This is a genomic window from Brachybacterium aquaticum, from assembly GCF_014204755.1.
In the GTDB taxonomy this organism is placed as follows: domain Bacteria; phylum Actinomycetota; class Actinomycetes; order Actinomycetales; family Dermabacteraceae; genus Brachybacterium; species Brachybacterium aquaticum.
Window position 1 is genome coordinate 1,876,934 of the sequence record NZ_JACHLZ010000001.1, and the last position, 17,453, is coordinate 1,894,386.

Genomic DNA, 17,453 nt, shown 5'->3' on the forward strand with positions numbered 1-17,453 from the left:
ACAGTTCTGCATACACTCGGCCCCATGCGTGCCAGCGAACGGGCCTACACGACGCTCCGCGAGGAGATCGTCGAGGGCACCCTTGCGCCCGGCACCGTGCTCGGCGAGGTCGAGCACTCCGCACGGCTCGACCTCTCCCGCACCCCGCTGCGCGAGGCGCTCGCCCGGCTCGTGGCCGACGGGCTCGTCGCCCCCTCCCCGAGCCGAGGCCTCGTGGTCACCGAGATCTCCCGCGCCGACGCCCGGCGCCTCTACGACCCGCGGATCGCGCTCGAGGTGCTCGCCGCCCGCCGCGCCGCCGAGGAGGTCGGGGGAGCGGACGAGGCGGAGGAGCACTCCCCCGGCGCCTTCGCCGCCCTCGCGGACCGCTTCGAGGAAGCCGCCGCTCCGCTCGCGGCGGGCGCCGACCCCACCGACTACTACGCCCTGACCGCCGAGCTCGACCGGGCGCTCGACGCGGCCTGCGCGAACCCCTATCTCGTCGACTCCCTGCGCGGGCTGCGGCTGCACCTGGCCCGCCTGCGCCGCCTCGCCCGCCACGCCCCGCGCCGACTCGCCGACTCCGCCCGCGAGCACGCCGACATCGCCCGCTCCGTCGCGTCGGCCGACCCGGACCTCGCCGCCGCCGCGACCGAGGTCCACCTCCGCCGCGCCCTCGCCCACCTGCTCGCCGAGCAGGAGAACACCCCGCCCGACCCCACCATCCCGCCCCTCCAGGAGGAGACCGCATGATCGACCACGACGTCCGCGTCCACCGCTCCGACGAGAACCTCCCCCGCGTTGGCCAGCTGGCCTGGAAGATGGCGCAGGTCGCCGTCGACCCGGTCGAGGTCGAGGCCGACGTGGCCGAGATGATCATCAACCGGATCATCGACAACGCCTCCGTCGCCATCGCGTCCCTGAACCGTGCCCCGATCGTCTCCGCCCGCGCGCAGGCGCTCCGCCACCCCGTCTCCGCCGGCGGCGCGGGGGCGAGCATGTTCGGCATCGCCGAGCGCACCTCCCCCGAATGGGCCGCCTGGGCCAACGGTGTCGCCGTGCGCGAGCTCGACTTCCACGACACCTTCCTCGCCGCGGACTACTCCCACCCCGGCGACAACATCCCCCCGATCCTCGCCGTCGCCGAGCACACCGGCCGCTCCGGCGCCGAGCTGCTGCGGGGCCTGGCCACCGGCTACGAGCTCCAGGTCGACCTGGTGCGCGCGATCTGCCTGCACGCGCACAAGATCGACCACGTCGCCCATCTCGGCCCGTCGGCCGCCGCGGGGATCGGGACCCTGCTGGGTCTGCCCGCCGAGACGATCTTCCAGGCGATCGGGCAGGCGCTGCACACCACCACCGCCACCCGCCAGTCCCGCAAGGGCGAGATCTCCACGTGGAAGGCGCACGCCCCGGCCTTCGCCGGGAAGATGGCGGTGGAGTCCGTGGACCGGGCGATGCGCGGCCAGACCTCCCCCGTCCCGATCTACGAGGGCGAGGACGGCGTGATCGCCTGGCTGCTGGACGGCCCGGACGCCCGCTACACCGTGCCCCTGCCCGCACCCGGCGAGGCCAAGCGCGGGATCCTGGACACCTACACCAAGGAGCACTCCGCGGAGTACCAGGCCCAGGCGTGGATCGACCTGGCCCGCCGCCTGCACCACGAGCACCCCGAGGTCACCGACCCCGGCAACGTCGACTCGATCGTGCTGCGCACCAGCCACCACACCCACTACGTCATCGGCTCCGGCGCGAACGACCCCCAGAAGTACGACCCCACCGCCTCGCGCGAGACGCTGGACCACTCGATCCCCTACATCGTCGCCGTCGCCCTGCAGGACGGGACCTGGCACCACGTGGACTCCTACGCGCCCGAGCGCGCCGCCCGACCCGACACCGTGGCGCTGTGGCGCTCGATCACCACCGAGGAGGACCCGGAGTGGACGCGCCGGTACCACTCCCTGGACCTCACCGAGAAGGCCTTCGGCGGCGAGATCGTGATCCGCCTGAAGGACGGCCGCGAGCTGCGCGACAGCATCGCCGTCGCCGATGCGCACCCGCTCGGTGCCCGTCCCTTCGCCCGCCCCCAGTACGAGCAGAAGCTGCGCACCCTCGCCGAGGGCGTCGTCGAGGACGCGGAGATCGACCGCTTCCTCGAGGCCGCGGCGAACCTCGCGGACCTGCCCGCCGGCGAGCTGGGCCGCCTCGCGATCCGTGCGGCGGACAGCGTGATCGACCCGTCGGCCGCCCCGAAGGGACTGTTCTGATGCTCTCCTCCACCGTCACCCCCGCCGAGAAGCGCCGCACGCTTCGGGCGCTGCTGACCCCGGGCGCGGCCGAGCCGTTCCCCGGTGCGTTCACGCCGCTGTCGGCGAGGCTCATCCAGGAGAAGGGCTTCCGCGGCGCGTACATCTCCGGGGCTGTGATCGCCAATGAGCTGGGCCTGCCCGACATCGGGCTCACCACGCTCAGCGAGGTCGCGGCCCGCGGCGCGCAGATCGCCCGCGCCACAGACCTGCCCTGCCTCATCGACGCGGACACCGGCTTCGGCGAGCCCATGAACGTGGCCCGCACGATCCAGGAGCTCGCGGACGCGGGCATTTCCGGCTGCCACATCGAGGACCAGGTCAACCCCAAGCGGTGCGGCCACCTGGACGGCAAGACCATGGTCGACGAGGCGACCGCCATCAAGCGGATCCGCGCCGCGGCCGACGGGCGGCGGGATCCCGGCTTCCTGGTCATGGCGCGCACCGACCTGCGGGCGACCGACGGGCTCCCCGCCGCGATCGACCGCATGAAGGCACTCGTGGACGCCGGGGCCGACGCGATCTTCCCCGAGGCGCTGAAGGATCTCTCCGAGTTCGAGGCGGTGTGCGCGGCGCTGGACGTGCCCGTGCTCGCCAACATGACCGAGTTCGGCAAGTCGCAGCTGTTCACCCGCGAGCAGCTCGCCGCGACGGGGGTCGCGATGGTGATCTACCCCGTCACCCTGCTGCGCGCCGCGATGGGCGCTTCCGAGCGGGTGCTGGACACGATCCTCGCCGAGGGCACGCAGGAGTCGCGGGTGCCCGAGATGCTCACGCGTGCACGTCTGTACGAACTGGTGGACTATGAGTCCTACGCGCGCTTCGACGCGTCGGTGTTCGACTTCGAGGTGCCCACCGCCCAGAACCCCACCGCCCACAGCAACTCCCCGACTGATCCGTCCTCGTCCGAAGGAGCCGCGAGATGACCGACAGCACCGAGATCCGCAAGGGACTGAACGGGGTCGTCGCCGACGTCACCGCCATCTCCAAGGTGAACCCCGAGACCAACTCGCTGCTCTACCGCGGCTACCCCGTGCCCGAGCTCGCCGCCACCCAGTCCTTCGAGGCGGTCGCGCACCTGCTGTGGACCGGTGAGCTGCCCAGCGACGAGGAGCTCGCCGCCTTCGTCGCCAAGGGCCGTGCGCACCGGGCGCTGGACCCGGTGGTGAAGCAGACCCTCGACGCCCTGCCCACCACCTGCCATCCGATGGACTCCGTGCGCACCGCCGTGTCGGTGCTGGGCGCCTCGGATCCGTCGGCCGAGGACTCCTCCCCCGCGGCGGAGCGCGAGAAGGCCGAGCGCCTGATGGCGCAGCTGCCGGCCGTGATCGCCTACGAGCAGCGCCGCCGGCGCGCGGGCGGGCCGACGGAGCCCGTGCCGCCCCGCGACGACCTCGACTACGCCCAGAACTTCCTGTGGATGACCTTCGGCGAGGAGGCGGCGCCCGAGGTGGTCGACGCGTTCCGGGTCTCGATGATCCTGTACGCCGAGCACTCCTTCAACGCCTCCACCTTCACCGCCCGCGTCATCACCTCCACCCTCGCCGACCTGCACTCGGCCGTGGTCGGGGCGATCGGTGCGCTGAAGGGCCCGCTGCACGGCGGGGCGAACGAGGCCGTCATGCACACCTTCGACGAGATCGGGATCCGCCCCGAGGAGTCCGGCGAGGAGGCCAAGGCCCGGGCGAGGGCGTGGATGGAGGACGCCCTCGCGCAGAAGAAGAAGGTGATGGGCTTCGGGCACCGCGTCTACAAGCACGGCGACTCCCGCGTGCCCACCATGAAGCAGGCGCTGGACGGGATGATCGCGTACACGGGCCGCGATGAGATCCTGGGCCTGTACGACGGGCTCGAGCAGGCGATGGACGAGGCCAAGGGCATCAAGCCCAACCTCGACTACCCCGCCGGCCCCGCCTATCACCTCATGGGCTTCGACACCGAGCTGTTCACGCCGCTGTTCATCGCGGCGCGCGTGGTGGGCTGGACCGCGCATGTCATGGAGCAGCGGGCCGCGAATGCGCTGATCCGGCCGCTGTCGCAGTACGTCGGCCCCGACGAGCGGCACGTGCCCGGCGCCTGAGCCGACCGGGCCAGGATTTCTCGCCGCCGCGGGCCCGAGGTCGCACGCCTCGGGCCCGCGGAGGACTTACCATCTCCCTACGGTCCGGCTCCCCGGCCGGCCGGCTCCTCGTCCCCACGGCTCACGAGGCGCGACATCGACGGAGATGCAGCAGCAGGGATCGTCCCTCGGCACCCCCGGTGATGCGCGCCGGAGGTCCCCATGTACACACCCGATCTCGCACCGCTGGCCGACAGCCTCACGCTGTCCTCCCTGGTCGCGATCCTCCCCCTCCTCACGATCTTCCTGACCCTCGGCGCGCTGCGCTGGAAGGCGCACTGGGCGGGCCTGACCGCGCTCGGCGTCGCGATCCTCGTCGCCGTGCTCGTCTACCAGATGCCGGTGGGGCTGGTGGGCCTGTCGGCCACGCAGGGCTTCACCTTCGGCCTGTTCCCCATCATGTGGATCGTCCTGAACGCGATCTGGCTGTACGAGCTCACCGTGCGCGCCGGACGCTTCGAGGACCTGCGCGCCGTGATCGATGCGATCTCCGACGACCCGCGCGTGCAGGCGATCATCATCGCGTTCTGCTTCGGCGGCCTGCTCGAGGCCCTCGCGGGCTTCGGCGCGCCGGTCGCGATCACGGGCGTGATGCTCATGGCGATCGGGTTCACCGCCATGCGCGCCGCGACCGTGGTGCTCATCGCCAACACCGCACCGGTCGCCTTCGGCGCGATCGCCATCCCGATCATCACCGCCGGCAACCTCACCGGCATCGACTACCAGCACATCGGCGCGATCGTCGGCCACCAGACCCCGTTCCTCGCCGCGCTCGTGCCGCTGTTCCTGATCTTCCTGGTCGACGGCCGACGCGGCCTGCGCCAGCTGTGGCCGCTCGCGCTCGTGGTCGGCGTGGTCTTCGCGGTCAGCCAGTACGTCTCCTCGAACTTCCTCTCCGTCGAGCTCACCGACATCGTCGCCTCGCTCATGGGCCTCGCCGCCGCGGTGCTGATGCTCCAGGTGTGGAAGCCGGTGGGCGGTCACGACGCGCTGGAGAACATGACCCACGAGCGCGAGCGCGAGCAGGCCGAGGACCCCGATCCGAGCGCCGCCGGCGGCGCTCTCGCGACCGCCACCCGGACCCAGGTGCAGCTCACCCCGGGCAAGGTCTTCATGGCGCTGTTCCCCTACCTGCTGGTGATCCTCATCTTCTCGGCCTCCAAGCTGGTCCCGCCGCTGACGGCGTGGCTCGCCTCGACCGACGTGAAGATCCACTGGCCGGGCCTGGACGGGAACGTCACCAATGCCGCCGGCGAGGTCACCTCCAGCACCGTCTACACCTTCCAGTGGCTCTCCTCCCCCGGCACGCTCCTGCTGCTGACCGGCGTGATCGTCGCGATCGTGTACCGGATGAAGATCGCCGACGCCGTGGACGTCTACGTCACCAACCTCGTGAAGATGCGCTGGTCGATCCTCACCGTCGCCTCGGTGCTGGCGCTGGCCTACGTCATGAACCAGTCCGGGCAGACCATCACCATCGGCACCTGGATCGCGGGCACCGGCGCGGCCTTCGCCTTCCTCTCTCCGATCCTCGGCTGGCTGGGCACGGCCGTGACCGGCTCGGACACGAGCGCCAACGCCCTGTTCGCCACCCTCCAGCAGACCGCCGCCGAGGAGGCCGGGCTCGACCCGGCCCTGCTGGTCGCCGCGAACACCTCCGGAGGCGTGGTCGGCAAGATGATCAGCCCCCAGAACCTCACGATCGCCGCGACCGCGGTGGGACTGGTGGGCAAGGAGTCGCTGATCTTCCGCAAGGTGATCTGGTGGAGCCTCGGCATGCTCGTGGCCCTGTGCCTGCTGGTGGGTCTGCAGTCCAGCGTCCTGTCCTGGATGATCCCGGTGCAGTGACCCCGGCCTGAGCCCCGCCCCCGCCCTGCCCGACCCGGTGACAGGTGCGGGGGCGAGGTCTAGGGTCGGGACATGGAAGACAGCGCCGTCACCGCCAGCCCCGCCCCCACCAGCCCCGCCCCCGACATCAAGCCCCGCAGCCGCACCGTCACCGACGGGGTGAGCGCGACCGTCTCCCGCGGCATGCTGCGCGCCGTGGGGATGGGCGACGCCGACTGGGACAAGCCCCAGATCGGCATCGCGAGCTCCTGGAACGAGATCACCCCCTGCAACCTGTCCCTGGACCGCCTCGCCCGCGCGGCGAAGGAGGGCGTGCACTCGGGAGGCGGCTTTCCCCTCCAGTTCGGCACCATCTCGGTCTCCGACGGGATCTCGATGGGGCACGAGGGGATGCACTACTCGCTGGTCTCGCGCGACCTCATCGCCGACAGCGTGGAGACGGTGATGCTCGCCGAACGGCTGGACGGCTCGGTGCTGCTGGCCGGCTGCGACAAGTCCCTGCCCGGCATGCTCATGGCCGCCGCGCGCCTGGACCTCGCCAGCGTCTTCGTCTACGCGGGCACGATCATGCCCGGCCGCGCCTCGCTCAGCGACGGCACCGAGAAGGACGTGACCATCATCGACGGCTTCGAGGCCGTCGGCGCCTGCGCGCGCGGGCTCATGTCCCGGGAGGACGTCGGCCGGATCGAGCGCTCGATCTGCCCGGGCGAGGGCGCCTGCGGCGGCTTCTACACCGCCAACACGATGGCGACGGTCGCCGAGGCGATCGGCATGTCGATCCCCGGCTCGGCGACGCCCCCGTCGGCCGACAGACGCCGCGACGAGCACGCGCGCCGCGCCGGCGAGGCCGTCGTCGGGATGCTGCGCCAGGGACTGACCACCGGCGACATCATGACCAAGGCCGCCTTCGAGAACGCGATCAGCGTGGTCCAGGCCTTCGGCGGCTCCACCAACGCCGTGCTCCACCTGCTCGCGATCGCGCACGAGGCCGACGTCGACCTGACGCTCGAGGACTTCGCCAGGATCGGTGCGAAGGTGCCGCACCTCGCGGACCTGAAGCCCTACGGCCGCTACGTCATGAACGACGTGGACCACGTGGGCGGCATCCAGGTCGTGATGAAGACGCTGCTGGACGAGGGTCTGCTGGACGGCGACTGCATGACCGTCACCGGCCGCACGATCGCGGAGAACCTCGAGGTCCTCGCGCCGCGTCCGGCCGACGGGTCCGTGCTGCGCCCCGCCTCCGCGCCGATCGCCCCGACCGGCGGGATCACAATCCTGCACGGCTCGCTCGCGCCCGAGGGGGCGGTGGTGAAGTCGGCCGGTTTCGAGCAGGACGTCTTCGAGGGGACCGCCCGCGTGTTCGAGCGGGAGCAGGCGGCGCTGGACGCGCTGAACGACGGCACCATCGATCACGGCGACGTGGTGGTGATCCGCTACGAGGGCCCCAAGGGCGGGCCCGGCATGCGCGAGATGCTCGCGATCACCGGCGCGATCAAGGGCGCCGGGCTCGGCAAGGACGTGCTGCTCATGACCGACGGGCGCTTCTCCGGCGGCACGACGGGGCTGTGCGTGGGCCACATCGCCCCCGAGGCGGTGGACGGCGGGCCCATCGCGTTCGTCCGCGACGGCGACCGGATCCGTCTCGATGTCGCGAGCGGCGCGCTGGACCTGCTGGTCGACGAGGCGGAGCTCGCGGCGCGCCGCGAGCGGTGGGAGCCGCTGCCGCCCACGGTCACCAAGGGCGTGCTCGGGAAGTACGTGAAGCTCGTCCAGTCCGCCTCGCGTGGGGCGATTCTCGGGGACTGAGGTTCGCCCCCTCGGGTAACCCAGGCGCGCTCAGTCCAGGCGCGAGGAGAGCAGGCAGAACTCGTTGCCCTCGGGGTCGGCGAGCACGGTCCAGTCCACGACCGACTCGTCCTGGCCGACGTCGACCCGGCGGGCGCCGTGGGCGAGCAGACGCTCGATCTGCGCGTCGCGGTCGTCCTCGGCATGCGGGGCGAGGTCGAGGTGGAGACGGTTCTTGACCTGTTTGGCGCCGTCGACCCTCACGAAGGCGAGGCCGGGCGGGAAGCGGTGCCAGCGCTCGGCGGGCACCGGGCCGTCCGCGAGCAGCTCGGGCGGCATGTCGCCCGGGATCACCAGGCCCCCCTCGTCGCTCTCGTCGACCACCACCCCCTCGAGCGCGGCAGCCCACCAGCGGGCCTGGGCGCGGGGGTCGAGACTGTCGACGACGACGGTGTACCAGCGCAGACGCATCGGAGGGTCCTCCCCTCGGGGCGCCCGTGGGCGGACGTCCGTGGAGCTCCACCGTAGGCATCGGCCCGTGACGCGTCCAGGCTGCGACACATCCGGGCTGCGACACGTCCGGGTTCCCGGGGCATCGCTCCGTTCATCTGTCGCACCCCGCTCCTAGGGTCGGAGCATGTCGTCGTCGCGTCGCACCCCTGCACGCGCCGCCCTGGACTCCACGGTCCGGGCCGAGCGCGAGCGGATCCGCGCGCTCCTGCTGGAGCTGCGCCCGGCGCTCGGCGCGCGCCTGGTCGTCGGCCCGAGCGGGGCGCTCGTGATCCCGCTGCGCACCGGCGGCAGCGTCGAGATCGGGCGGATGCGCCGGCGGGGCGCGGCGCGCTGGGTGGTGGTGGCTCCGTCGGCCGACGGGGCCCGCGTGCGCGAGCCGGTCAGTCTGCGCTCGGTGGCTCGCGCGGCGGTCGCCGCGGTCGACGAGGGCGAGTCGGGCCGCGCGCTCAGCGCGGTGCGGTAGAGCTTCTCGGCGCGGCGCGGCAGCGCGCTCAGCGCGGGGCGATGACGTCCGCGAGCACCTCGATCTGGGGGCGCAGCACGTCCTCGCCGAGGGCCACCGCGTCGGCGCCGAGCTGGCCGAAGAGGTGGGCGCTCAGCACCCCGACGAGCCCGCTCCACACCGTGATCGCGCGGACGGCGGTCTCCGGCGCGGCGTCGACGTCGAACTCGGCGAGGGTCTGCGTGAGGAGCTCCCGGACCGCCGGCGCGAGTGCCGGCGCGTCCTCTGCCGGCGCCCCGCCCTCCCGGGCCTGGTCCACGCCCTCGCGGGCCTGGTCGCCGCCCTCCCACGCTGCGTCGGCCGCGATCTCGAGCACCCGGCGGGTCACGCGCGTGCCTGCGGCGTTGGTGGTCTCTGCCGGGGCCGCGTCGCCCTGCACCGGGGTGCCGTAGAGCAGCGTCCACCGCGCCGGCTCGGCGAGCGCCCAGCGCGTCATCGCCCGGCGAGCGCGAGGAATCGTGCGCGGGATCTCCGGGCTCTGGTACGGGCCGTGCGTGATGCGGCCGGGGCGGCTCGAGACCGAGGAGGGCCTCGTCCCGATCCCGTGGGAGCAGGCGATCGTGACGACCCTCGGGGCGGCGATGCGGGCCGGGAGCTCCGCCGAGCGGGCGGGTGCTAACGTCGCGGGATGAGCGAGACCGCCCAGACTCCCCCTGATCAGCCTGCCCAGCCCGCCCAGCCTGCCGAGTCCGCGTCCCTGCACCTGGACGTCGTGATCGAGCGGCCCTGGCAGGAGGTGTACGCCTACGCGAGCGCTCCGCGGAACCTGCCGACCTGGGCCGCGGGGCTCGCGGGCAGCGAGGTGAAGCGCGAGGTCACGCAGTGGTCGATGAACTCGCCGATGGGGCGGGTGCTCGTCTCCTTCGTGCCGGAGAACCCCTACGGGGTCATGGACCACACCGTCACGCTCCCCTCCGGTGAGTCGGTGCTGAACCCGCTGCGGGTGATGCCGCTGGAGGAGGGGCGCTGCGAGGTCCTGTTCACGCTGCGCCGCGGGACGATGACCGAGGCGGAGCTCGCCGAGGACGCGGACGCCGTGCGCGCGGACCTGCAGCGTCTGAAGGAGATCTGCGAGCAGGCGTGAGCGCCTGGAGGGCGTGAGTGCCTGGCGGGTGTGAGCGTCGGGCCAGCCCGACATCGACGCTCCCGGTGACAGGATGGGGCCGACGGGACGTGTGCCCGAGAGTGAAGGCATGACCACCATGACCCTGCCCCGGACCGCCCCGGACGACTCCTCCCCCGCCCGTCGCCGCTCGCTCGGCGCCTGGACCTCGAGCATCGGCCGCTTCCTCGCCTACTCGCTGATCGCGCTGATCCTCGGCGGGCTCGGCTTCTCCCTCGTCATCGCCCTGCTCGCCGCGGGGGTAGGGACGCTCGTGGTGTGGATCGGGGTGCCGATCCTGGTGGGCGGCGTGCTCGTCGCGCGCGGCTTCGCGATGGCCGAGCGGGCCCTGCAGGGCGCGATCCTCGGCACTGATCTTCCCGCGCCGGCGCCGCGCCGCGCGCCCGACGGGGCCGGGTGGATGCGGCGGCTGGTCACGCCGCTGACGGATCCGCAGTCGTGGCTGGACGCGCTATGGGTGGCGGTGAACTTCGTGCTGACGGTGGTGACGTTCTCGATCGCGCTGACCTGGACCGTCGGCGCGATCGGGACCGTCGGCGGGCCGGTCGCGACCCTGATCCTGGACGAGGTGCTCCCGCCCTTCCAGCGCAGCGGGTTCGCCGACCTGCTGGGCCTCTCGGGGACCACGGCCCTGCTGCTCGACATCGCGCTGCAGGTGGTGGTGGGGCTGCTGTTCCTGGTGTCGGTCGGCCCGGTGACGCGGGGGATGACCGCGCTGCACCAGGGAGTGGCGAAGGGGCTGCTGAGCTCGCGGTTCGAGGCGCAGGAGCGGCTGCGGCGCACCGAGGAGTCGCGCGCCGCGGGGCGCAGCGCGGAGTCGGCGGCGCTGCGGCGGCTGGAGCGGGACCTGCACGACGGTCCGCAGCAGCGTCTGGTGCGCGCGTCGATGGACCTCGCCCGGGTCGAGTCCCTGGCCGAGCGGGACCCCGACCGGGCCCAGGCGGTGCTGCGCGAGACCCGCGCGCAGCTCGGCGAGACCCTGGACGAGCTGCGCCGACTCTCCCGCGGTATCGCCCCGCCGATCCTCGTGGACCGCGGCCTCGCCGCCGCGCTCACCGAGCTCGCCGCGATCTCCCCGGTGCCCACGATCGTGCGCTGCGGCGAGCTGGACCTGGCCGAGCACGTGGAGATCGGCATCTACTACGTCGTCTCCGAGTCGCTGACCAATGCGGCCAAGCATTCCGGGGCGGATCATGTGCAGGTGGAGGTCGAGCGGAACGGCGAGGAGGCGCGCGTGCGGATCACGGACGACGGTCGCGGCGGCGCCGAGCTGCGCCCCGGCGGGGGTCTCGCCGGGCTCGCCGGGCGGGTCGCGTCCCTCGAGGGGCGCCTCGTGGTCGACTCCCCGGCCGACGGGGGCACCCGGATCGAGGCGGTGATCCCATGCGCATCCTGATCGCCGACGACTCCGCACTGCTGCGCGAGGGGCTGCGCCTGCTGCTCGAGGACGCCGGGCACGAGGTGGTCGACGCCGCCGCGACCGGCACCGAGCTGGTGGTGCGGGCGCTCGAGCTGCGGCCCGACCTGGTCGTCTCCGACATCCGCATGCCGCCCAGCCACACCGACGAAGGTCTGCGGGCGGCCAAGGAGATCCGCGCCCGCTGGCCCGAGGCGTCGATCGTGCTGCTCAGCCAGTACGTGGTGGTGTCGTATGCGACCGAGCTCGTCGAGTCCGGGGAGCAGGCGACGGGGTACCTGCTGAAGGACCGCGTGTTCGACATCCGCTCGTTCCTCGAATCGATCGAGCGGGTCGCCGACGGCGGCGTCGCGATAGACCCCGACGTGGTGGGGCAGGTGCTGGCGTCTCGTCGGCGGACCCCGCTGGACGACCTCACCCCGCGCGAGCGGGAGGTGCTCGAGCTGATGGGCGAGGGGCTGACCAATGCCGCGATCGCCCAGCGCCTGTTCATCAGCGGCGGCGCGGTGGAGAAGCACACCCAGCGGCTGTTCGCGAAGCTCGGCCTCAGCGAGGACGCGAGCGTGCACCGCCGGGTGACCGCGGTGCTGACACTGCTGGGGTCGTAGGGGGTTGGGGCGCGGTCCGGCTTCGGCCCGGCTGCCGCGAACCGACCCGACCCCCTGGAACCGCGCCAGCGCCGCTCCCCCGTCCTCGACCGTTCCTCCACAGAGGTCATTCATCCACATTTTTTGCGACGCACTTGACACATTCTTTCGAGCCGCGACAACAAATGCCCCGACATCACCCCTGTGACACCACCTGAGACTCCTCTCCCTCATAACGACCTGCGCTCTCACACCCCCGACCCCGCGACCGCCCCTCCACACAGGGCAGTTTTCCACCGCTCTATCCACATTCTTAGAACACACGGTGGAGGTTGTCCCCAATTTACGCCCGGGTCTGGTGTCGCGATTCGCACATCCGTACGATCGAGGCATGGACACCATCAGATCGCAGGCCGACGGGGACCGCCCCGGTGGGGACGATCCCCACCGGGACGGCGGGCCCGTCGGCGTCGATGTGCTGGACCGTGCCGCCGCCGAGATCGCGGCCCTCGAGGCGAGCGCGTCGGCCCGAGCCCTGCTCGCCGAGGTGCTCGCCGCGACCCTCGCCGCCTTCACCCTCACTCGCTCCACGCGCGACCCCCTGCCGGACACGGCACCGCGCAGCGCGGAGGAGGCGCTCGCGGTCGTGGCGGGGCTGGACCATCTGCGCTCCTCGCTCGCGGCACTGGATGCGAACTGGCAGGTGCGGGCCGAGCAGCGCATCACGCAGGACGACCGGGTCCGCGGCGTCCCGGCCGAGCGTCAGGGCAAGGGCGCGAACCAGGAGATCGCGCTGGCCCGCCAGGTCTCCCCTTCCTCGAACTCGTTCTCCCTCGCTGCGGCGCGGCGCCTGGTCCGTCAGCTCCCCGGCACCACCTCGGCGCTGCGTCGCGGCCGGCTCACCCCGCAGCAGGCCTCCACGATCTCCACCACCCTGGACGGTGCCGACGCGGAGACCTGCGCCCGGATCGACCGGATGATCGCCGAGGATCCGGAGACCCTGCGCGGCAAGGGCGTCAAGCGCGTCGCCTCGGACGTGCGGGAGATGATCCAGCACCTCGAGCCGGACGGCTCCCGCGACCGGGCCGAGCGCGCCGCCCGCCGCCGCCACGTGACGATGACGCCGCTGGCCGACGGGATGGCGAGGATCGGCGCGGTGGTGCCGGGACCCGACGCCGTGGCGCTGATGACCGCGCTCCAGCAACGCGCCGAGTCGCTGCGCGCTGCCGGATCCCGCACCCCGGGCCGTGCCCTCGAGGCGGACCTTCTTGTCGACGCGGTGCTCGGCGCCCATGAGGCGGGATGGGACCTGGTCGCGGCACCGGAGGAGACCGCGGCTGAGCGCGACGGGCAGGAGTCTGCCGCCGTCGCCGCCGAGAGCCCGTCGGCCGACGGCTCGAGCACAGGCTCCATCCTGGTCGAGACCGAGCGCGCCCCCGGCGCCGGCCTTGAGGTGGTCTCAACCGGCGACTCCGGCGCTGCGTCCGCTGCGGACCCTGCCACCAGCGCTGAGGACCTCACCCCGGCACCCGGCACATCGGCCACCGCCACCCCGGAGCCCGGGCCCCTTCGGCCGCGCCCTCGACCCACGCTCCAGATCGGCATCGTCATCACCGACACCGCGCTGCTCGGCCGCGAGGACGAGCACGAGAGCGCCCGCCTTGACGGATTTGGCGGGATCCCCGCGCACGTCATCACCGACACGCTGCGGGGTCATCCACCAGGGCGAATCACTCCCGGACCGGACGACCCGCTCGGAGAGCACCCGGATCAGAGGATCAGCGCGTTCTACCGTCGCCTCTACACGAGTCCCCGCACCGGGGAGCTGATCGGCATGGAGTCCCGCGCCCGGGCGTTCCCCGCCGGGCTCGCCACGCTCATCCGCTGGCGCGACGTCACCTGTGCGACCCCGTGGTGCAATGCCGTGATCCGCCAGATCGACCATGTGCTCCCCCACCACCGCGGAGGCGGGACGACCTTCGAAAACGGGCAGGGGCTGTGCGCCCGCTGCAACCAGGCCAAGGAGCATGGGACCTGGAGGATCGTCCCGCTCCGGGGCGGGAGGGGGTCGGCCGACGACGTCCCTGAGGGTGCACTCCCGACCGAGGGGGCCCTCCCGCCCGACGGATCACTCCCACCCCAGGGCTCGGGGAGGGAATGGTCGAGCCCTCACGGGGCGGTCGGGATCTCCCTGCCACGACCCCTGTTCGCGCCGAGGCCGCCCGAGATCGCGGGCGACACGGAGGAGGAGGGCACTTCGGAGGAGGGCACCCCTTCAGCCGACGGCGACGCACCTGCCGAGGGCGCGACCGCCGATCCCCTCCGCCCCGGCGACGAGCGCACGGCAGGCTGAGCTCGATCAGGGAAGGGTGAGACCGAGGAAGGGCGAGCTCTACCGAGCACGGCTGAGCTCCACCGTGGAGCAGACGGGCCGTACAGCCCGAAGACCTCAGCGCAGCTTCCGCGCCAGGGTCGTGATGACGTGCCAGTGCTTCTTGTCGGCGAGGAAGCGGCCGTCCTCGTCCCGCACGGACCGGTCGATGACCTGGAATCCGCGGAACATGTCGTCGATCTCCTCGAAGCGCAGCGTGGCGACGTCGGGGAGCTCCGCCCAGGAATCGTTGGGGCCGAAGAAGTCCACCGCCATCACACCGCCGCGAGGCAGCGCCGCGACCAGCTTCTCCCACACCTGCGGCAGCGCCTCCGGGCCCAGCAGGCCCAGGGTGTAGGTGGAGTAGACGATCTTCGCGTCGGGGAAGGACTCGACGTCCTGGATGTCGGTGTGGTGGAACTCCACCGAGCCCGTCATCCGCTCGTTCTCCACCAGACGCGCGGCGAGGGTGTCATCGCTGTCGTAGGCGTGCACGGTCCAGCCGTGCCGCGCGAACTGCAGGGAGTCCGCGCCGGCGCCCGCGCCGAGGTCGAGCACGACCCCGGGGTGCCGGTCACCCCCTGCCGCAGCGATCGCCTTCGACACGAGCCGGCGGGCAGGACGGCCCGCCGCATGGGCGTTCAGCGCCGCCCAGTCAACCTTCTCCGCCGTCTCCATGCCTGCCAGACTCCCCCACTCTGGTGCCCGATTCAACTTCCCGTGACCCAGGCCGCGTCATTTTCGTCACGGGCGAACACAAACAGCGGAGAGGCACCGGAATCCATTCCGGAAAGCGCCGGGAAACCCTGCCCCGCCTACTATGGCGGGCATGTCCGCCACCACGACCGCCACGCCGCACCGGTCCGCCGCACCGCTCCGGATCGCCACGGTCTGCCTGCACACCTCCCCGCTCCAGCAGCCGGGGGACGCCGACGCGGGCGGCATGAACGTCGTCGTGCTCGAGCAGTCCCTCGCCCTCGCCCGCGCCGGGCACCAGGTCGACCTCTTCACCCGCCGCTCCGACCCGGACGCCCCGGACCTCGTCGAGGTCACCGAGGGCGTGCGCCTGTTCCACCTCGACGCCGGCCCCGCCGCGCCCGTGGCGAAGCCCGACATGGACGCGACCATCCGCCCCTTCCGCGAGGAGCTGCGCGCCCCGCTCGCGGAGGGCGGCTACGACCTGGTCCACTCCCATCACTGGTTCTCCGGCGTCGCCGCGCTGCCGCTCGCCCGCGAGCTGGGCGTGCCCCACCTGCAGTCCTTCCATTCCGTCGCCGCGCCCGAGGGCTCCCGCTCCCTCGAGGCCGGGGAGCCGGCCGAGTCCGAGGGCCGCATCCCCGGCGAGCAGTTCGCCGCCACCGGCTCCGAGCTCGTCGTCGCCGTCTCCGATGCGGAGGCGCGCACCGTCGCCGAGCGCTACGGCGTGCCCGGGGAGCGCTTGTCCGTGGTCCGCCCCGGCGTGGACGCGGACCGCTTCCGCCCCTGCGAGGACGTCGCCTCCCGGCGCGAGGACCCGACCCTGCTGTTCACCGCCCGGATCGAGCCGCTCAAGGGCCCCGACCTCGCCCTCGAGGTGCTCGCCCGACTCGACCCCGCCCTCGGCGCGCGCCTCGTGCTCGCCGGCTCCGCCTCCACCGTCTTCGCGCCTTACCTCGAGCAGCTGCGCGACCGGGCCCGCGAGCTCGGCGTCGAGGACCGCGTCGACTTCGTGGGCACCCTCGGCCGCGACCAGCTCGCCGAGCAGATGCGCTGCGCCGCCGCGCTCCTGCTGGCCAGCTGGTCCGAGACCTTCGGTCTCGTCGCCCTCGAGGCGCAGGCCAGCGGCACCCCGGTGCTCGCCTGGGGCTCCGCCGGCGGGGTGCGGGAGGCCGTCGCGCCCGACGGGCTCGTGCTGCCCGGCCGCGACCCCGACGTCTGGGCCGAGTCGCTCGAGGCACTGCTGGCCGACCCGGACCGCTACGCCGCCGCCGTCGCCTCCGCCCGCGAGTTCGCCGCCGCCCGCACCTGGGACGCGACCGCCGAGGCGCTCGCGTCGCTGTACGCGACGGTCGTGGGGCGCGCATGAGCGCCGAGCCCCGGCGTCTGCTCGAGTCCGATCCCTGGCACCTCCTCGACGACGCCCGCACCGTCCTCGCCGTCCACGCCCATCCCGACGACGAGTCGCTCTCCACCGGTGCGCTGCTCGCCGCGCTCGTCTCCTCCGGCACCCGCGTGGTGCTCGTGACCGCGACCCGCGGCGAGGAGGGCGAGGTGGTCCCCGGCGCGATCGAGGACGGCGACGCCCGCCCGCTCGAGGAGATCCGCGAGGGCGAGATCGATGCGGCGACCGCCGTGCTGGGCCTCGCCGAGCGGCACTGGCTCGGCACCTCGCCCGCTCTCGCCCCCGGCGCAGTCCCGCGCCGCTACCGCGACTCCGGCATGGAGTGGGTGCGCGAGGGGCTGGCGGGTCCGTCGGCCGACGCGGGCCCCGACTCCTTCTCCCTGGCACCGCTCGAGGACGAGGCCGACGACCTCGCCGCGCTGATCGCGCACGTGCGCCCTGACGTGGTGATCGGCTACGACGACGAGGGCACCTACGGCCACCCGGACCACGTGCGCGCCCACCACGTCGCCGTCGCGGCCTGCGGCCGCACGGGCACGCCGCTCGTGCAGGTCGCGAGCGGCGGCAAGGGTGAGGGATCGGCCGACGGGGGCGCCGCCGGCGGGGCACGCCCCCGCGCCGCGTGGCGGGACCTGCCGGAGGTCGCCGAGACGGTCCTGCACGCGGCGGACTCCTACCGCACCCAGCTCACGGTGGTCGGTCCGGTCCCGGGCGGCATCGCGATCCGGCACGTGGGCGGGCAGAACGACGTCGTCGCGCTGCGGGCGGGGCTGCGCACGGACGTGTGAGGGAGCCCCCT

Annotated in this window: 16 protein-coding genes; 13 read left to right on the top strand and 3 right to left on the bottom strand. The window is 73.0% G+C overall.

Going from position 1 to position 17,453, the window contains the following annotated elements; genetic code table 11:
• The first annotated feature begins 24 nt into the window (after positions 1 to 24).
• The 6 genes from HNR70_RS08380 (at position 25) to ilvD (ending at position 8,061) form a co-directional block, all read left to right on the top strand.
• The gene (locus HNR70_RS08380) at positions 25 to 732 is read left to right on the top strand and encodes a GntR family transcriptional regulator (RefSeq protein WP_184325246.1); all 708 of its coding nucleotides are present in this window, start codon (positions 25 to 27) and stop codon (positions 730 to 732) included.
• Positions 729 to 2,246, top strand: a complete 1,518-nt coding sequence (locus HNR70_RS08385; RefSeq protein WP_184325247.1) for an MmgE/PrpD family protein — start codon at positions 729 to 731, stop codon at positions 2,244 to 2,246. The genes HNR70_RS08380 and HNR70_RS08385 overlap by 4 nt, the downstream gene beginning before the upstream one ends.
• Positions 2,246 to 3,211: a methylisocitrate lyase gene (gene prpB / locus HNR70_RS08390; protein WP_184325248.1), complete on the top strand. Its 966-nt coding sequence runs from the start codon at positions 2,246 to 2,248 to the stop codon at positions 3,209 to 3,211. Before HNR70_RS08385 ends, prpB begins: the two co-directional genes overlap by 1 nt.
• Positions 3,208 to 4,365 (top strand): bifunctional 2-methylcitrate synthase/citrate synthase, encoded by a 1,158-nt coding sequence (locus HNR70_RS08395; RefSeq protein WP_184325249.1) that lies wholly within the window; start codon positions 3,208 to 3,210, stop codon positions 4,363 to 4,365. The genes prpB and HNR70_RS08395 overlap by 4 nt, the downstream gene beginning before the upstream one ends.
• Positions 4,366 to 4,566: 201 nt before the next feature.
• Entirely contained in the window at positions 4,567 to 6,252 is a 1,686-nt protein-coding gene (locus tag HNR70_RS08400) for an L-lactate permease (RefSeq protein WP_184325250.1), read from the top strand.
• A 72-nt stretch (positions 6,253 to 6,324) separates the two neighbouring features.
• Positions 6,325 to 8,061: a dihydroxy-acid dehydratase gene (gene ilvD / locus HNR70_RS08405; protein ID WP_184325251.1), complete on the top strand. Its 1,737-nt coding sequence runs from the start codon at positions 6,325 to 6,327 to the stop codon at positions 8,059 to 8,061.
• 30 nt (positions 8,062 to 8,091) lie between these two features.
• On the opposite strand, the gene HNR70_RS08410 is transcribed toward ilvD, so the two are convergent.
• Positions 8,092 to 8,511 (bottom strand): VOC family protein, encoded by a 420-nt coding sequence (locus tag HNR70_RS08410; RefSeq protein WP_184325252.1) that lies wholly within the window; start codon positions 8,509 to 8,511, stop codon positions 8,092 to 8,094.
• Between the two features lie 166 nt (positions 8,512 to 8,677).
• On the opposite strand from HNR70_RS08410, the gene HNR70_RS08415 reads away from it, so the two are divergent.
• Positions 8,678 to 9,016, top strand: a complete 339-nt coding sequence (locus HNR70_RS08415; protein ID WP_184325253.1) for a hypothetical protein — start codon at positions 8,678 to 8,680, stop codon at positions 9,014 to 9,016.
• Positions 9,017 to 9,044: 28 nt separating this feature from the next.
• Here HNR70_RS08415 and HNR70_RS08420 read toward each other — a convergent pair whose 3' ends face one another.
• Positions 9,045 to 9,491, bottom strand: a complete 447-nt coding sequence (locus HNR70_RS08420) for a TetR-like C-terminal domain-containing protein (RefSeq protein ID WP_184325254.1) — start codon at positions 9,489 to 9,491, stop codon at positions 9,045 to 9,047.
• A gap of 192 nt (positions 9,492 to 9,683) precedes the next feature.
• On the opposite strand from HNR70_RS08420, the gene HNR70_RS08425 reads away from it, so the two are divergent.
• From HNR70_RS08425 to HNR70_RS08440, 4 genes are all read left to right on the top strand, one after another.
• Positions 9,684 to 10,139, top strand: coding sequence for an SRPBCC family protein (locus HNR70_RS08425; protein WP_246375182.1), 456 nt, complete (start codon positions 9,684 to 9,686; stop codon positions 10,137 to 10,139).
• A gap of 109 nt (positions 10,140 to 10,248) precedes the next feature.
• Entirely contained in the window at positions 10,249 to 11,574 is a 1,326-nt protein-coding gene (locus tag HNR70_RS08430) for a sensor histidine kinase (protein ID WP_184325255.1), read from the top strand.
• On the top strand, positions 11,562 to 12,203 hold the full coding sequence (locus HNR70_RS08435; RefSeq protein ID WP_184325256.1) for a response regulator: 642 nt from the start codon (positions 11,562 to 11,564) through the stop codon (positions 12,201 to 12,203). The genes HNR70_RS08430 and HNR70_RS08435 overlap by 13 nt, the downstream gene beginning before the upstream one ends.
• 370 nt (positions 12,204 to 12,573) lie before the next feature.
• Positions 12,574 to 14,535, top strand: coding sequence for an HNH endonuclease (locus tag HNR70_RS08440; RefSeq protein WP_184325257.1), 1,962 nt, complete (start codon positions 12,574 to 12,576; stop codon positions 14,533 to 14,535).
• Positions 14,536 to 14,631: 96 nt separating this feature from the next.
• Here HNR70_RS08440 and HNR70_RS08445 read toward each other — a convergent pair whose 3' ends face one another.
• Positions 14,632 to 15,231 carry a class I SAM-dependent methyltransferase gene (locus HNR70_RS08445; RefSeq protein WP_184325258.1) on the bottom strand — a complete coding sequence of 200 codons (600 nt, stop codon included), beginning with the start codon at positions 15,229 to 15,231 and terminating at the stop codon, positions 14,632 to 14,634.
• Between the two features lie 151 nt (positions 15,232 to 15,382).
• Here HNR70_RS08445 and HNR70_RS08450 point away from each other — a divergent pair, with 151 nt between their 5' ends.
• Together HNR70_RS08450 and HNR70_RS08455 are read left to right on the top strand one after the other, a co-directional pair.
• Complete coding sequence (locus HNR70_RS08450) at positions 15,383 to 16,618, top strand: glycosyltransferase (RefSeq protein WP_184325259.1); 1,236 nt, start codon at positions 15,383 to 15,385, stop codon at positions 16,616 to 16,618.
• Complete coding sequence (locus HNR70_RS08455) at positions 16,615 to 17,442, top strand: PIG-L deacetylase family protein (protein WP_184325260.1); 828 nt, start codon at positions 16,615 to 16,617, stop codon at positions 17,440 to 17,442. The genes HNR70_RS08450 and HNR70_RS08455 overlap by 4 nt, the downstream gene beginning before the upstream one ends.
• Positions 17,443 to 17,453 lie beyond the last annotated feature (11 nt).

Coding starts and splice junctions, on each gene's coding strand:
- HNR70_RS08380 (WP_184325246.1), top strand. CDS start 25: ATGCGTGCCAGCGAACGGGCCTACACGACGCTCCGCGAGGAGATCGTC.
- HNR70_RS08385 (WP_184325247.1), top strand. CDS start 729: ATGATCGACCACGACGTCCGCGTCCACCGCTCCGACGAGAACCTCCCC.
- prpB (WP_184325248.1), top strand. CDS start 2,246: ATGCTCTCCTCCACCGTCACCCCCGCCGAGAAGCGCCGCACGCTTCGG.
- HNR70_RS08395 (WP_184325249.1), top strand. CDS start 3,208: ATGACCGACAGCACCGAGATCCGCAAGGGACTGAACGGGGTCGTCGCC.
- HNR70_RS08400 (WP_184325250.1), top strand. CDS start 4,567: ATGTACACACCCGATCTCGCACCGCTGGCCGACAGCCTCACGCTGTCC.
- ilvD (WP_184325251.1), top strand. CDS start 6,325: ATGGAAGACAGCGCCGTCACCGCCAGCCCCGCCCCCACCAGCCCCGCC.
- HNR70_RS08410 (WP_184325252.1), bottom strand. CDS start 8,511: ATGCGTCTGCGCTGGTACACCGTCGTCGTCGACAGTCTCGACCCCCGC.
- HNR70_RS08415 (WP_184325253.1), top strand. CDS start 8,678: ATGTCGTCGTCGCGTCGCACCCCTGCACGCGCCGCCCTGGACTCCACG.
- HNR70_RS08420 (WP_184325254.1), bottom strand. CDS start 9,491: ATGACGCGCTGGGCGCTCGCCGAGCCGGCGCGGTGGACGCTGCTCTAC.
- HNR70_RS08425 (WP_246375182.1), top strand. CDS start 9,684: ATGAGCGAGACCGCCCAGACTCCCCCTGATCAGCCTGCCCAGCCCGCC.
- HNR70_RS08430 (WP_184325255.1), top strand. CDS start 10,249: ATGACCACCATGACCCTGCCCCGGACCGCCCCGGACGACTCCTCCCCC.
- HNR70_RS08435 (WP_184325256.1), top strand. CDS start 11,562: ATGCGCATCCTGATCGCCGACGACTCCGCACTGCTGCGCGAGGGGCTG.
- HNR70_RS08440 (WP_184325257.1), top strand. CDS start 12,574: ATGGACACCATCAGATCGCAGGCCGACGGGGACCGCCCCGGTGGGGAC.
- HNR70_RS08445 (WP_184325258.1), bottom strand. CDS start 15,231: ATGGAGACGGCGGAGAAGGTTGACTGGGCGGCGCTGAACGCCCATGCG.
- HNR70_RS08450 (WP_184325259.1), top strand. CDS start 15,383: ATGTCCGCCACCACGACCGCCACGCCGCACCGGTCCGCCGCACCGCTC.
- HNR70_RS08455 (WP_184325260.1), top strand. CDS start 16,615: ATGAGCGCCGAGCCCCGGCGTCTGCTCGAGTCCGATCCCTGGCACCTC.